The 14,427-nt window shown below is 51.3% G+C and carries 9 protein-coding genes; 8 read left to right on the top strand and 1 reads right to left on the bottom strand.

Annotated elements, in window-relative coordinates; all coding sequences use genetic code 11:
- From FXF75_RS21375 to FXF75_RS21355, 5 genes are all read left to right on the top strand, one after another.
- The coding region (locus tag FXF75_RS21375) for a phospholipase D-like domain-containing protein (protein WP_240334866.1) at window positions 1–1,105 on the top strand (1,105 nt) is incomplete at its 5' end.
- 452 nt (window positions 1,106–1,557) lie between these two features.
- Entirely contained in the window at window positions 1,558–4,551 is a 2,994-nt protein-coding gene (locus tag FXF75_RS21370) for a DUF6884 domain-containing protein (protein WP_163524091.1), read from the top strand.
- Window positions 4,552–4,651: 100 nt separating this feature from the next.
- Window positions 4,652–5,686 (top strand): tRNA-guanine transglycosylase, encoded by a 1,035-nt coding sequence (locus tag FXF75_RS21365; protein WP_163524090.1) that lies wholly within the window; start codon window positions 4,652–4,654, stop codon window positions 5,684–5,686.
- The gene (locus FXF75_RS21360) at window positions 5,683–6,582 is read left to right on the top strand and encodes a hypothetical protein (protein ID WP_163524089.1); all 900 of its coding nucleotides are present in this window, start codon (window positions 5,683–5,685) and stop codon (window positions 6,580–6,582) included. Before FXF75_RS21365 ends, FXF75_RS21360 begins: the two co-directional genes overlap by 4 nt.
- Entirely contained in the window at window positions 6,579–7,736 is a 1,158-nt protein-coding gene (locus FXF75_RS21355) for a BREX system ATP-binding domain-containing protein (protein WP_163524088.1), read from the top strand. Before FXF75_RS21360 ends, FXF75_RS21355 begins: the two co-directional genes overlap by 4 nt.
- Before the next feature lie 796 nt (window positions 7,737–8,532).
- On the opposite strand, the gene FXF75_RS21350 is transcribed toward FXF75_RS21355, so the two are convergent.
- The gene (locus FXF75_RS21350; RefSeq protein ID WP_163524087.1) at window positions 8,533–8,871 is read right to left on the bottom strand and encodes a hypothetical protein; all 339 of its coding nucleotides are present in this window, start codon (window positions 8,869–8,871) and stop codon (window positions 8,533–8,535) included.
- Between the two features lie 905 nt (window positions 8,872–9,776).
- Between FXF75_RS21350 and FXF75_RS21345 the strand changes: the two genes are divergently transcribed.
- The 3 genes from FXF75_RS21345 (at window position 9,777) to FXF75_RS21335 (ending at window position 13,675) form a co-directional block, all read left to right on the top strand.
- The gene (locus FXF75_RS21345) at window positions 9,777–11,015 is read left to right on the top strand and encodes a site-specific integrase (protein ID WP_163524086.1); all 1,239 of its coding nucleotides are present in this window, start codon (window positions 9,777–9,779) and stop codon (window positions 11,013–11,015) included.
- Window positions 11,016–11,336: 321 nt separating this feature from the next.
- Window positions 11,337–12,842: a hypothetical protein gene (locus FXF75_RS21340; RefSeq protein ID WP_163524085.1), complete on the top strand. Its 1,506-nt coding sequence runs from the start codon at window positions 11,337–11,339 to the stop codon at window positions 12,840–12,842.
- Window positions 12,842–13,675: an HNH endonuclease gene (locus tag FXF75_RS21335; protein WP_163524084.1), complete on the top strand. Its 834-nt coding sequence runs from the start codon at window positions 12,842–12,844 to the stop codon at window positions 13,673–13,675. The genes FXF75_RS21340 and FXF75_RS21335 overlap by 1 nt, the downstream gene beginning before the upstream one ends.
- Window positions 13,676–14,427 lie beyond the last annotated feature (752 nt).

The raw sequence follows: 14,427 nt of genomic DNA, 5'->3' as shown, positions 1-14,427 counted from the left end.
CATCGGTGACGAGGAGAGAGAACTTCTGATAAGCGTCATCGCCACTGTAGCCGCCCATCCCGAGTTCGCGAGGTTCGACGCGGAGTTCATCACTGACCGCATCGATTTAGACTCGTACGCGGTCTACCAGTCGCTATCTTCGGTCACCGGCGTGAACTGCGAAGTGATCGGTGAGAGCGTAGTTCGATTCAGTTCGGTCCCGCAGTCCGTCGACGGAGAGGATTTGAGCGGAGAGTACACTACCCACCTTGTTGAGCGCTGTTCAGCGGTTCGGCGCAGGGCCGACTCGCTGACTGGCGTTTCCGTGTCGCCCCCACCGGCGACGGCGGCCGAACAGATGGTCGCCCGGGATTACGCGTCTCTCGGAGACGGTGACGTCGCGCCGGCATACTTCACCTACACGCTCGTGGACCCGGAGGCGCTCGGAGAAAAGAAGATGGACGACTACGTCGGGGGTTCACGCGGATTGGGACGAGAACGTGCGCGCCTGCGCCGATGGCACGAGGACCAACCGTCGGGATTGAGGTCGTATACGGAGATGACCGACCGACTGTTCAGCCTCGGATTGGAACGGGAACTCGACGATCGGACTCTACGCGTCATGACGCCGTTTGACGATGACACGTTCAACGAGTACGTCTCCCAGATTCGACGCCTACTCGAACGTGGGTACGAACTGCGCCTTCTAACGAGACACACCAAAGAGCCCTGGGAGTGGAGGCGGCTGCAGCGAAATCTCCTGAGCGAGATTAAGGAGCACCGCAATCAGGTCACCGTCCGCACCTACTCGCGTTTCAAAGAGCACCAGCGCGTGACCTCCGACATGGACTTCCGCGATCTCGGAGAGTTCGGCATCCACGGAAAGGTACAGACGATCGGTCACGCCGATGAAGGCGCCGCGCTACTCGGTTCGGCGAACTTTATGGAGAACAGCTATGACTGGAACCCAGAGTGCGGGGTCTATACGAAACGGACGCAGTTCGTCGACGCTGCAATCAAGTTCTTCGATATCGTTTGGGATGTCTCGGAGGCGGACGAATTAGCGGTAGAGCGATTGCAGGAAGTTCCCGACCATCAGTTGGTACCGACGTATTACGGCTGGTGAAACTCAGAACGCCATCGTGTCTCCCCACTATACCGAGTGATTTCATCTAAACCGCAATTAATTCGGCTATTCGTTGGGTAGCGTTCCCGGTACAAAAGGGGAAGTATCAATGCCACCGATGGAGGATGGCGACTCCCAAACTTCCCTAGGTCTGGACGACACAATCGAAACGCACCGCGCATCCCACTACGCGGTGGCACGTCGCCCGTTAGAAAGGACGGGTTCAAGGAATAAAGATATTGTCCGCATAGACTCCTCGTGCTAACCTTGGCTACGAGGGAGGCGGGTTCTTGAGGTCACTCCCACGATGCAATGTATTTGGCGGTTACTTCCTTACGTCCTTCGTCGTGCTTCCTAGTTCGCGAGGTCCCTCAAGTCACAATTTCGCGCAAAGAGCAAAAGGGACATTCATAAGGAAGAGCAAAATAATCACATGACGGTGAATAGGACCTGTGAGATTCTACGTTCCTGAGTGGGATGATGCGGTCGACGCTCACTACGACTTCGAGCACGATGAACTCTCTACGCTTAATCGGCAGGAGCGCAATCTCGACTACATCTGGGACATCTTCGAGCGGGACACAACGCCTATCGACGGCGTGCTTATCTCGCGCGAACAAGTGGAAGAGTCGAACCGGAAGGCCGAACGCCTCGCCGAGTATGGCGTCTACGACGATCCGGTTCTCTCTATCCCTGACTGGTTACCAACGATTAGTGACTGTGGCGCATGGGGGTACAAGTCTCTCCCCTTCCCTCCGTACGGAAACGCCGAGATGCTGGACTTCTACGAAACACTCGAAGTTACGGTCGGAGTGACGATAGACCATCTCGTTCTAGGATCTGGAAAGGATAAAGGGCGTCTCTATCTTGACGAGCGAGCCTTCCACTCAGACTTCAAAAAGAGCGATATTCCCGATGCACTGACCGACGCTGTCGACCTAATGACGGACGAGTGGCCCGAGAAGTGGCCGGTATACGTCGACGAGTACGAACCGACGATACGGACGGAAGAAGATGCAGACGTCGAACCGTTCACCGCCGAGAACTTCCAAGGTGACATAGATGCAGTACTTGAGCGTCTAAAGACCGATCCTCGCGCGGTCTACCGGGAGAACGACGCGGAGTTCCGTTACGAGCTCACGTTGCGCAACGCCCAGGAGATGTACGACTTGTACCACGACGGGGACTACCCATTCCGACTAATGGTCGCAATTCAGGGCTGGAACGCCGAGTCGTATGCCGATGCTGCCGACACCGTTCTCGATATCGGCTACAACTATCTCGGAATTGGCGGGGTTGCGGGCAGTCCGATTCACGCGGTCCGGAAAATCGTGAAGGGCGTCGGAAAAACCGTCAAAGAGTTCGAGCGCGAACACGATACACGCGTTGACTCACACGTCTTCGGGTTCGCGAAGACGGAGGGCTTCGAAACCGTCGGCCGGTCTGGGATGACCAGTTTCGACAGCGCAAGCATGCTCCGCTCAGCGTGGACTGGCGGCCAGAACTATCGGTTAGACGCGGACGAGCGGTACGACGCAATCCGTGTTCGATACCCCTCCAACCGCGACACCCTCGACGAGGCAATCGAAAAATCGTTGCGAGGGCGGGAAACGCTCGTGGCGCTCCGGGCATACGCCGCGGACGAGGCAATTACAGACGCCCTTCAGGACTGGCGTGAAACAGCAGGGCCCGTACTCTCGGCGACGCGGAAGTATCTTCAGGAACACCGCCACGACGACCGATACGACAAATCCCGACTCCGAGATGTCGAAGCGGCCTTCCGCGACCACTTCGAGTACGCCCGAGAGCTACAAGCCAGCTTTAGTAAGAATCTCCGTGGCAAACTGGTCAAACTACTTCGAAAGGATGACCCCGATTCCCCCGTCCCGTTCGAGGACTACATCGAACTAATACGAACTGCAGAAACAGTGTTCGAGAAGTTCCCACGAACGCCCGATAAAATCCAAGAGCAGGCGGTTTTACGCATCGGGTTAGATGAATTCCCCGACGAGAACGGGGAAGTTGATCCTTACTCCCAAATATTAGGTGACGTGACGGCAGTCCCTGAATTCAGCCTGTTCGACCAGATTTGGACGGTCATCAAGGATTATGCAAAGTGGATCGGGGATGATCAGTTACTTGAAGAGTATCAGAAGACGCTTCGAGAGCGACCGTGGGAGAAGTGTGATTGCCCAATATGCGCCGAGAATGGTGTTGAGGTTTGTATCTTCCGTGGAAATGACCGAAACCGCCGACGTGGATTCCATAATACGCGCCGGTTCTACGATGAGTTCGCAGACGAACTGCCGAAAATCCTCGTGGCAACACAGGGAACGGCATCTCTAATTGGCTACGACACGGTTGAGGACTATCTCCGGAAGGAGCACTCGGACTTCTGGGAGGAAGTCCACGATCTCCCTGTTGCCGAAATCGGTGTTGTGGACGCTGAGGGGATCCGAGAATGGTGGGAAGATACGCCGTCGACCGTTTCGTTCTCACGTATTAGTATGGCCGAAAATCTGGGCCGGGAGACCGAGCGATACCAGGAATTGATTCTCCATGCACCCGACGATGATGTAGACGAGCGTCTTATCGATGCCGTCGAGGAGAGCGACTGTTCCGTTCAGGTCTACGAGGAAGCGGACGCGGTGCGAGAGAGCGCACTTGAGCGGTGTGGTGAGAATTACGTCGCTGGTGAAGATTTCGTTCCGCATCCGCCAGAACTGGAGACCGACGATGGCCTCGACATTTTGATTATCGACCAGTGTTCGGGCTCGAAGAACACGCCAGAGACTGCTCCTGAGTTCGATGCGGAAGAGACGCTCCAATTCTCGAGGACGGAACTGCTGGAACGCGATGACGTGCCAGGAATTGCTGCCCGAGATTTATATACCGGCCGCCAGCAAGAATTCGTGAAGGACGCGGTGCGACGGTTGGAGCGGGAGGACCATGATGTCCGCCGGTACTTCATTAGTGCAGGCTTTGGGTTGGTTGAGGAAACAGAATCCCTGCCTCCATATGAGGTGACGTTCAGTTCGATGAACGTTAGTGAGATCCGTGAGCGGTCCGCCCAGTTACGGATTCGGGAGGACTTAGAGCAGGTGATGGCCGAGTCGGACTACAATGTCGTCTTCTTCACTCTCGGGAAGGACTACTACACGAGTATCGATATTGACGAGATGGTGCAGGATGTCCCGGCTGACCGTATTGGAGTGGTGTTCAATCGGGAACTCGTTGACGAGCAGTTCGATAATATCGTGTCTGTGCCAGCACGGACGGATGACGCAGAGAAACACGGCACTATCGTTGTTGGTCTGAAAGGCCTCTACATGGAGAATTTCGCCCGGCGCATTGACAGTATTAGTCGGTTACAACCGGAGACAATTGAAAAACTGTGCCGCCGTGTCGACAAAGAACCGTCGCAGGTGACACTTGGAAATGATTAAAATATAATCAGTTTCGGCCAATTTCTTCTTGGAATCCACTCATTTTACTGCCTATTGAGCCATTATCTAAATATCGTAAGAGCCTACCCGAGCGGGAGGCATGTTGTACAGAAGGCGCGAACTCGACTTACCCAACGGGAACCTAGACACACCGGTCCTATTTCCCGTCCGGAATCTCGGAAAACGATCGAGTGATAACACTCCAACGTACGTGGGTGATATCCCCGACTTCTCCTCGGCCATCATCAACGCACGGTCGATCCGCAACCGAGACCCAATGTGGAACCGCTTAACGAACGGCGTCACTCTCCGTGAAGAGATGGACGTCCCCGAGGACACCATCGTTTTTGCGGATAGTGGGGGGTTTGACTTCACCAGTGGAGAGGTCGACACTACCCCAAAGGAAACCCTGGAGACCCAACGGCAGTTGAACGCAGACATCTACGGGACGGTCGACGTCCCTCTCTCCAGAAAGAACCGGGCAGCAGAGAACCAAGACCGAATTGAGCAGAGCATCCAATTCGCTTTAGAGGCGAGCGACCACCACGACGGCGATTCCTTACTCCTCGCTAGCGTTCACGGGTACGACCCAGAAACCATTCGGAACAACATCCAGCATCTTGAGAAATATGGTGACTTCCACGGGTATGCTCTCGGAAGTCTCGTGCCAATACGGACCGACTACGAGAAGGTAACGAGTTTGGTACTTGCTGCGAGGAAAGCGACTGAAAAGCATCTGCACGTGTACGGTCTTGGTGGTCTCGTCTATCAACCACTCCTGTTGTATCTGGGAGTCGACAGTTTCGATTCGTCAGCGTTCATACGTGCAGCAGGAAACCGGAATTACCTGATACCTGGATTCGGTGGCGAAGAGTTACAGAACATCGAGGAGATGGAACGACTCCCTTGTCCCTGCCCAATTTGTGGTCAGCGAACGCTAGATGACATCCGCCAAGACCGAACTGCACTTACCCAACACAACCTCTGGGCACTCGCAACCGAACTGCGCCGATTTCGCTATGTCGCCGAGTCTGAGCGCGACATCGAGAACTACCTTGACCTCCGTTTCCGCGGAAACGAGGTGACCCAGCGTGCGTATAAAACCGCGAAACAACAGATTCGGAGGCTCGTATGACCGACGAACGAGCGACAGTACGTCCAGTCACACTCGCCCGTCTCGTCGAACTCACACATGCCTGTGAGGACGAGGCGCAGTCGACAGAAGACATAGAAACAGCGCTCGACGTGAGCCACCGGCGGGCACGAGAAACGATTTTAGAGGCGACTCGGATCGATTTACTGCAAGAGAATGGGCCTGACGATGACCCGGTCTACACAACAACGTACGTCGGTGAGTCCTTCCTCAAGGCGATTCGAGCAGAGAACTGGGAGACAGTAAGTAGTGTACTCTCAACTCAGAGTCCACACTACGGAACATTCCTCGAAGTGCTTGGGGAAGTTGAGCCGACGGATCTCGACACGCTGTTAGAACATCTCGAAGAAAACCAACAGTACACGCCGTACACGTTCAACCAAACTAGTGTCGAAGTTCTTGGCGACTGGGCTGAACGACTAGGACGCATTCAGCGAAACGCGTTTACTGGCAGTTACTATCTCACCGACGAGGGAGAGCCACCTCGTAACTTCCAGTACATTTTGCTCGGTGCGTACGACGACCTTGAGCAGACGGCAGGAGTAAACTTACGACAACGATACCTGTCGATTCCGCGTCTTCGTGAGGAAGTCTGTGAGCGAACGGGTTGCAGACGCAGCGACTTCGACGAGATGCTGGTAGAACTCTGCCAACAAAACGTCGGGAAGCTTGAGCTCTCAGGAGCGCCCATGGATACTGCAGCCAAAGACGCTGCTTTCGGTATCAAGCAAATCGATCTCGCCAGCGATGACGGACTGGTCTCGACTTCACAGTCAACCCAGCAAGTCATGGCTGGCGTGGAACAGTACGACAAGCAGTACTACTATATCGCGGTATACGACCGCGATATAGCGTTCAAACCGGAGGATTCTAAATGAACAACTCATTCACCATCAGCGACGAGCAGCAGAACTACACACAGTACAACCTACAGGCGAACCCATTCCCGTACAGTCCCGTCCCAGCAGAAGATCCAGAAATCTTCTGCGGCCAGCAACACGTCGCAGAGCAAATCAGCTCCACAGTCTCATCGGTGCTTGCGACCGGGAAATCCAAACACCTCGTCGTCACCGGAAAATACGGGAACGGGAAGTCCCACACGTTGAAATACACCCGATCGCTGTTACGGGACCGTGACGATGTCGTCGTCGGATACGTTGCTCAACCGGGTGAAGGCTTTCTCGACATCTATCACGAGTTCATGTACGACCTCGGTTTCAACCGCATTCAAGAGTTGGCGTATAACTGGTTAGCCTCGGTCGCGCGTGACGTGACGGACGCGAACCCGATGGGGGCCGAATCAATGCGGTCGCTCATCGACGAAGGTGATGTCTTACTCTCTGATATCGTGCCTGAAGCAATCCGGAAGCTCAGCGACATTACCCGCTTCGCGGACTTCGCTCGGGCGATTGTCCACATGGTCTACGAGGATACGAACCTCTACGCCTGGCAGTGGCTTACCGCAGAAGGAATTCGCTACGAACAACGCAAGGAAATGGAGATCCATAGTGCACTCGACGACGATACAATGGGCGTTCGAGCGTTCACGGCACTCAAAAACCTGCTTCTTGATCTCGGGTACACTAGCGTATTTGTGTTCGTCGATGAATTCGAGAGTATCGCGCGACTCAATTCAAAGAACGAACAGGCCACGCTCAACAGCATCCGCCATCTGATGGACCAGAATAGCTCCGGTCTATGCGTGTTGTTCGGGTGTGCGCCAGAAGTCTGGCAAGACGTCATGAGCGAATATCACGCGTTCAGCGAGCGAATCGGCCAAGAAGTAGCCCTGCGGCCTCTAACGAGCGAACACCTCTACGAATTAGTCGCAGACTACCTCAACAGAGAACGAGACGAACCAAACGGCGAAGCTCCAATACATCCCTTTACTGAGGAGTCACTAGACATGATTCTCCAACGGTCGCAAGGTAACGTCCGTCAGGTCTTGGCTCTCTGTAGCCGGGTACTAGATACCGCTATCGAGGATGAAAGAGAAGTAATCACAGAGGAGTTCGTCCAAGAGAGTATGTGAATAGTTGAAGATATGCCCTTGTAGAATAGATGGATGCTGACCTTGAGAAGACTCGCTTACCAGTTATCACTCAAGCAACTCTGGAACGGTTTGCTATTCAGTTTGTAATGACGCTCGTGGCAGCGATGATGAGAGTATATTGGTCAAGTTGCTGAGTGACAGTTACCTGTTTGCGCCCCGCGTCGTATTCGATGAGGCTCGTTTCAGCGAGTTTTGGAAGATGTCGCTGTATGAGTCCATTATAGGCGGATTCGTAGTCCTCTGTACTCACTTGGCGAGGAGGTTTTCCGACTTCGATACCTCGGACGACTCTCGCAACATGCCGCACTTCCACAGTGGCCCCCGGAGCAAAGAGCGAAAGATACCGGATGATAAGCAGACGTCGCTGATTCCCGAGAAGATGATGTACATCGGCAGGACCTCTATGGTCGGGACCGTCAGTCATGACGGATCTCTCCCCGAGGACGGTATTTCTTCCCCAATACGTCAGAACCACAGTCGCCGCTATTCATTCGAATCATTGTTTCTTTGGAGGTAACTTCTAATACGCCTCCACCCCTCTGTGGCGCAAAAAACCAAATGAGCGTAAGATTCAGGATTTCATTGACCCTCTATTATCATACGAACAAATTTTAATGAACTTCTCAATAGCAGTTCCTCGGATCAGGAGGAGAGTTATCAATAGTGATGCCGAATAGTTAATCTCTTAGAACAGAGATAGTGATTCATGCTACTTTCAGAGAGTAACTTGGACATTACTCCTTCACAAATTCTCTCTATAATAAGTTCTGTAAATCTACTCTATAAGGCGAAGTATATTATAACTAACGTGGTTTGCCTTCCCTTTTCTACTCAGGTTAATGAGCATGTCTTTAGGTCCAGGGTACTCTTCGGGGGTCCTCCAAAGGGCAGCGTTTTCCTCATTTTCCTCAACACCAGTTGGAACAAGCGTATATTGACTTCCGTCCCTACTTTCGATGTGGATCTTTTTCGGGTTAGATCCTACAATTCCAACAACTTTACCAGAAATCCTCTCCTCAGCCGTATCGAATTCAACTTCATCCCCCTTTTCAAGTTCAGAAGCAAGATTAAACTGCTCACGGTTATTATGAGCCTCTAAGTCGGATTCTCCCATGATTACAATCATGTACTTAGTAGACTAAACACTTGCGACAAAATTCTGAGCACACCGTCCAGTTAGTGCAGTTGGAAAACCGACTGGGAAGTAGCAGAATATCAAAGTTGAGAAGGTATTGAAGCAGAACGCCCGAACAAGCCATTGCGATTGCACTCAAGTCGGATCGCAGAAGCAAAGAACACAGCAGCAGATTCGGAGGCATTGTTGTTGGAGGACGTCAAACTAAATTATTCTACGACCCCAGAAACCTATATATCCCGTCATTTCATCGCCATCTTCGCATACCTTCTATTCGACATGTGGGAGTTCGTGAACCTGCTTCTTCGACGATCCTTAGAGTTGAGGACGGACTGTTCTCCCAATTGTGAAGGTCCTCAAAATCCTCAACAGATCATGGCCTTATAGATGTCGAGTATCGACCGAGTATATCATTTCAAATTCCAAGAATCAATTTATTCCGAACTTCCGTTTCTCTCTTACGAGACGCTATTCCACTTATAGAACAAAATCAGTAAAGAACCAACACGGGATAGTTGAGGATCAGTGTTTAAGCGCATGAAGGGAGCAGAATTTTCTGTTTTGCGGCCTTCTTGATGTTATAGACTGCACACATCAGCGCGACTTCACGGAACTCACGGTACCGACAAGAACAGTTGCAGGGCGGACACGGCGGATTCTGACCTCTCACAGTACGTGCCCGAGGTCGTGAAGGCAAAGTTTGTATACCATTATTTGGTTTACTATGTTTTGTCATATTTTTGCTCGTTATGGTACTTAGTTCGGTTGTGTAGAGATGTACAACCGACTAAGCAAAATCATAAAGTAGATAGTACGAAAACCCAGCAACCAGAAATGACTCAGCTTAAAATCACCAACCCCCGCAGAAATCCGGCTACACCCCCATGAGCGAGACCATCAACTGGAGTCACCACGACCTCGACGATCTCGAAGATCTGTATTGGGATGAAATCGCGCCCGCGTTGCGCCGTGACGGATGCGATCCGCATACTCGGCCGTCCTACAAGACACTCGCCGACCTCGGATACAGCGGTATCAGCTATACTCTTCGCGAACACCACGACTTTACTGTCAAAGAGTTCCTCACCGACGTGGTCGGCCTTGACGACTCCACCGTTTCCAGTAAATCACCGGATGACTACGCCTGGCAGATTTCGTCCACCGAAACCATCGACGAGTTCGAGGCCTACCTCCGCGCACTCGACCGTCGCCGGAAGCTTGCCGACTCCACGCTCGCCTCAAAACGCACCCATCTGGCAACCTATGCTCAAATCTACGAGGACCTCCACGAAACGTCGAATCTCCTCACGCCACTTTCTAATCCAACAGAGCAGGCTGCCGAAACCGAGCGTGCCTACCAAGTTGTGGAGGTCCTCGACGACAAGCTCGCGACTGACGGCACGAAATTCACGTACGTCGGGACGGTCCAGGGCTGGTACGATCGACTCGACCGGCACGGCGCGGCCGCTTACAACCCCTTGGATGGCGTGACGACTGACTTCGGCTGGGAGCGCGCAGAACCCGACAATAAGGCACTAGCGCCTTCGGACGTCCGAGCACTCAACAACGAAGCCGACACGCCTGCGGACCGCCTTCTGCTCGTTGCACTCGCTGCGTGGGGTTTGCGGTCGGGCGAGGTCGCGCGACTCCACGTCAACCAGTTCGTCGGTGTCGACTCCGACGACCCACATCTTGAGTTCGAGGAGCGGAAGAACGGCCCGAGCACGGTCAGCCTTCTTTACGGCTTGGACGCCTACCGAGAGCGCCAGCTCGAACTCGTCGATGACTACGATGAGTGGAATGGCTATCTCTTTCCCTCGACGCAGGCCGAGACTGGCCACATCGATTCGGATACTGTCCGAAATCGGTTCCACCGACTCGCCGAACAGGCTGATGTCCGCGTCGACGGTGGTCTCCCGAAGCCCCACATGGCCCGCCGATTCTGGTATAGCCAGTACCAGGACGCGCTTGCAGACGTGCTTGACCGCCTCGATATCATCGCTGACGAGCAGGGGAGCTCATCCGCGGATGTGGTGCATCAGAACTATCTTTCTGAGGAGAAACGCCGAGAAGCCCGGCGGCCCGCGATGAAGGAGTTGCTCGCGGATGCCTTCGGCGAGTAGTTGGAAGTATCTCCCAACAAACTCGACTCTAATATAGTCGTTTCATACGTATGGCCCGGTGGAGCATCCTAATTTTGTCGCTCACCAGTTTGTTGCTCTCTCACGGCAAAGACCAGGTTCAAAACCCTGACGGAGCACTTCTTCCTTCCGATCTCTTGCGGTTTTGGTCTGTGGACAATTGGTTTACAGAAGAATTGTTCAAAGACGGTCTGGATGCTCGGAAACGAAGATTCGCTAGCAGTTAGCGGATGAAGTTTGCTTGAGTATCGTAATTCAGCGGACCCAAACACTTTTATTGCTTTTTCTTCCAGTTAACTAATAATGCCAGACGACGATAGAGAAGCCACGGAATACCACGGTCTGGACGTGGACCACCGAGAGAATGATGCTGCACCAGACCTCTATGTCCTAACCTCTGGGGCCTCTAAGTTGACCGATTGGGCAGAAGTTCCGCGTTCTAATGCGGACTTTATGAATGGGTATCAAAGACAACTCAAGGAGCACAGATTAGAAGAGATTAAAGACTTTCTATCAACAGATGTTAATATAATTCCTGGTGCTATTCTTGTAACTGTCAATGAAGAATATCTTGAAATAGAAGAGCAAGAGGGGGATAGAGTAGACATAACAATTTCTTCCCCACCGGAGCGGACAGTCAAAGAATTGCTCGAGGAGGCCTATGAAAATCTTTATAATCGACTTGAAGAGACTGGGCAGGAGTATGTAGATCAGGTTGGTGAGGATGATGAGTCCGATGCAGCGAATGAAGTTGATGAGGAAGAGATGTCGGATAGAAACGGTAAGGATCCTGTTTCATACTTAGCAAGAAAAACTGGCGAACTCAAGAAGTCTCTAAATGATTGGAATCAGATAGACCCGGCTAAAAAAGACCTACTGGAGGAATATGCTGAGAGAGTACACAAACCAGGGTTGATTATTGATGGTCAACATAGAGTATTTGGAGCAAAAAAGTATCAAGAGGAAATTCGCTATCCGATAGTTCTCATCCCTGGTCTTGAAGAGAAAGAGCAGGTCTATCACTTCTATATAATTAATGACAAGGCAGAACCAATTTCTCAAGAAGAGCTTCTGATTACAGTTGCGACTGCTCTTTCAGAGAAAGAGTCTAATGAACTAATGGATCGACTTCTTAGGGCGGGGGTAGATGTTGATAAGGCGCGTTACCCTTACATGGCCGATGTGGAAGAGCGATCTCCTTTCCACCAGATGATAAATTACGAAGAGAAGGTAGGTGAGCAAACAGGGGCTATTGATTTCAAAGATATGCATATGCTTATGAACCGATTTGTAGAGATGAAGGGAGGCCATGATGCCCTCTATGGAAATATAGAGGAATGGGACGATGTGTCCTACAGAATAGGGAAATTCTACACATTTTGGTCTGCAATTAAGGACCATTATGCTGATCTTTGGGAAGATGCAGAAGCCGCAAGAGAAGGAAAAGAAGATTTCGAGGAGGAATATCCTGAACAATTTTTCCGGAAGGATCCTATGCGAGTCCTCCAAGAATACATCCTTGAAGAGTTGGCAGATAAGCAGGAAAATAGGCAGGAATTCTTAGACGAACTCGAAGAAGATGTCAGAGATTCTTTGTGGGAATACGTTTTGGAAGATGATGAGGTGTTTACTGAAGAGATACAAAACATAGTTGATGATATTCCTGAAAAATTCTACCGCGACAAGTGGAATACCGGTGGTCTAAGTACCAGCGAAAATCGACGGAACTTCCGCGAAGAATTAGAAAAGGCAGCAGATACTAATGAAAAGGGCCTCCCCAGGCTACGAATTTTCAACAAAGGGTTCTAATGTCAGGTGATGAAGTGTTTTCTCGTCTCCATGAGAAACTTGGAGGTGATCTCGTTGACTATTCAGTAGATGATTTAGCCGCATTTGATCGCTATCTCTCTTTGACCGACCACCAAAGAGTAAGAGAGTCAGTCCTTCGAATAGCAGCACACCTGACACCGAGAGATGCTCTGGCGAAACATAATGGCGAAGCGCTAGTGAGTGGACAATTTGATGAAGAAGATGAGCCTTACGAGATGATAATTGAGTATTTGGAACAGGATTTTGATTTAGAGAAGCCCCTCGCAAAGAGTTTAGGACAGAATTTGGGCCGACTTTGGGACGACTGGGATGAAAGCAGCAGAAGCATCTCGTATTCAGATACGATCAAGAAGAAACTCCTAAAAGAGCAATCAAATAGATGTGAGAATTGTAATGTGAGGATAGGAAGTGAAAACAATTCAAAATCTTTTGAGAATAGAGATAAATATAAGCCAATACATGAATATTCACAGAAGCAAACCGCACCAGAATTAGATCACATTGAGCCCCTCTCTCATTTTGGAGATAATTCCTTAGATAATTTTCAAGTGTTATGCAGGTTTTGTAACCAAGGAAAAGGAAACAAGAAGAGTGTCGATATTGTTGACCAAGTTGAATTAGCGACATCCCCCATAGAAGATATTGATAGAGCGCATCGCCGAAGAATATTCTTCGCTGTAACGGCGGACACAGAAGAATGCGCTCGGTGTGGGGATATGAGAAAGGAACTTACTATACGAAAGGAGAATCCATTGGGGTGCTATATAGTATCGAACCTTCAACCAGTGTGTGTTGAATGTGTGTATGGCTGAATTCAGTACGGTGCGTTACCTAACTTGAAGACGTTCTCTCGGTAGATGTCCTCGATGTCGTCGTCGTACGTATGGAGATACACGTCAATCGATTCACCGTAGTCGACTGCTGTGTCGCCGATCGCGTCTCTACGTATATACTTGACTAGTTCATGGTTGAAATCTTGGTCGATACGCCAGAAGTTGGAGAACCAGTGTCGTCCGAAGTGACTCGTCACTACTTCGTGGTGCCCGGTTTCGGCGTACTTAGGATGGAACCCGGTCTTCCACGCCTCATTAATCCTTTTCGACCACAACCGGTCATGAGGCTGGGCCGAGAGGAACAGCCATGGCTCACCGTTATCAGGTCGAACGAGCAGTTACTGGACGAGGAGTTGATGCATTTCATCGTCCAGCGGCAAGGACCAAGACTCAAATCCCTGACGAAGTACTCACTTACTACAGTTTTCACGGGTGACAACGGTTCTGGCTATTCACGGGTTAACGACAAGGCGATTCCACGTGCCCGAAATCGCCAGATGACGGTAGTATGTTATAACTACGTACCTTGATAAGCGGGCGAGGACCCCAACGACGCTCACGGATATTGCAGTGCATTTACTATCTTGAGCTGGGCACGTTGAATCCGACAACACGCTACTATCCACAGACAGTAGTACCCCGGATATCCTCGTTTAGACAAAATAGGAAAGCAGTGTAGCTATACGATATAGTTATAGAGTATAGCTATGTGGTATGGCTATTGAGTGGGG

Source organism: Halorussus sp. MSC15.2 (genome assembly GCF_010747475.1).
In the GTDB taxonomy this organism is placed as follows: Archaea; Halobacteriota; Halobacteria; order Halobacteriales; family Haladaptataceae; genus Halorussus.
Note: the sequence above shows the minus strand (reverse complement) of the source record. Positions and strands in the feature narration are given on the sequence as shown.

Bases quoted from the DNA above. Each gene is read 5' to 3' on its own strand.
- FXF75_RS21360 (WP_163524089.1), top strand. From the start codon at position 5,683: ATGACCGACGAACGAGCGACAGTACGTCCAGTCACACTCGCCCGTCTC.
- FXF75_RS21350 (WP_163524087.1), bottom strand. From the start codon at position 8,871: ATGGGAGAATCCGACTTAGAGGCTCATAATAACCGTGAGCAGTTTAAT.
- FXF75_RS21355 (WP_163524088.1), top strand. From the start codon at position 6,579: ATGAACAACTCATTCACCATCAGCGACGAGCAGCAGAACTACACACAG.
- FXF75_RS21345 (WP_163524086.1), top strand. From the start codon at position 9,777: ATGAGCGAGACCATCAACTGGAGTCACCACGACCTCGACGATCTCGAA.
- FXF75_RS21340 (WP_163524085.1), top strand. From the start codon at position 11,337: ATGCCAGACGACGATAGAGAAGCCACGGAATACCACGGTCTGGACGTG.
- FXF75_RS21365 (WP_163524090.1), top strand. From the start codon at position 4,652: ATGTTGTACAGAAGGCGCGAACTCGACTTACCCAACGGGAACCTAGAC.
- FXF75_RS21335 (WP_163524084.1), top strand. From the start codon at position 12,842: ATGTCAGGTGATGAAGTGTTTTCTCGTCTCCATGAGAAACTTGGAGGT.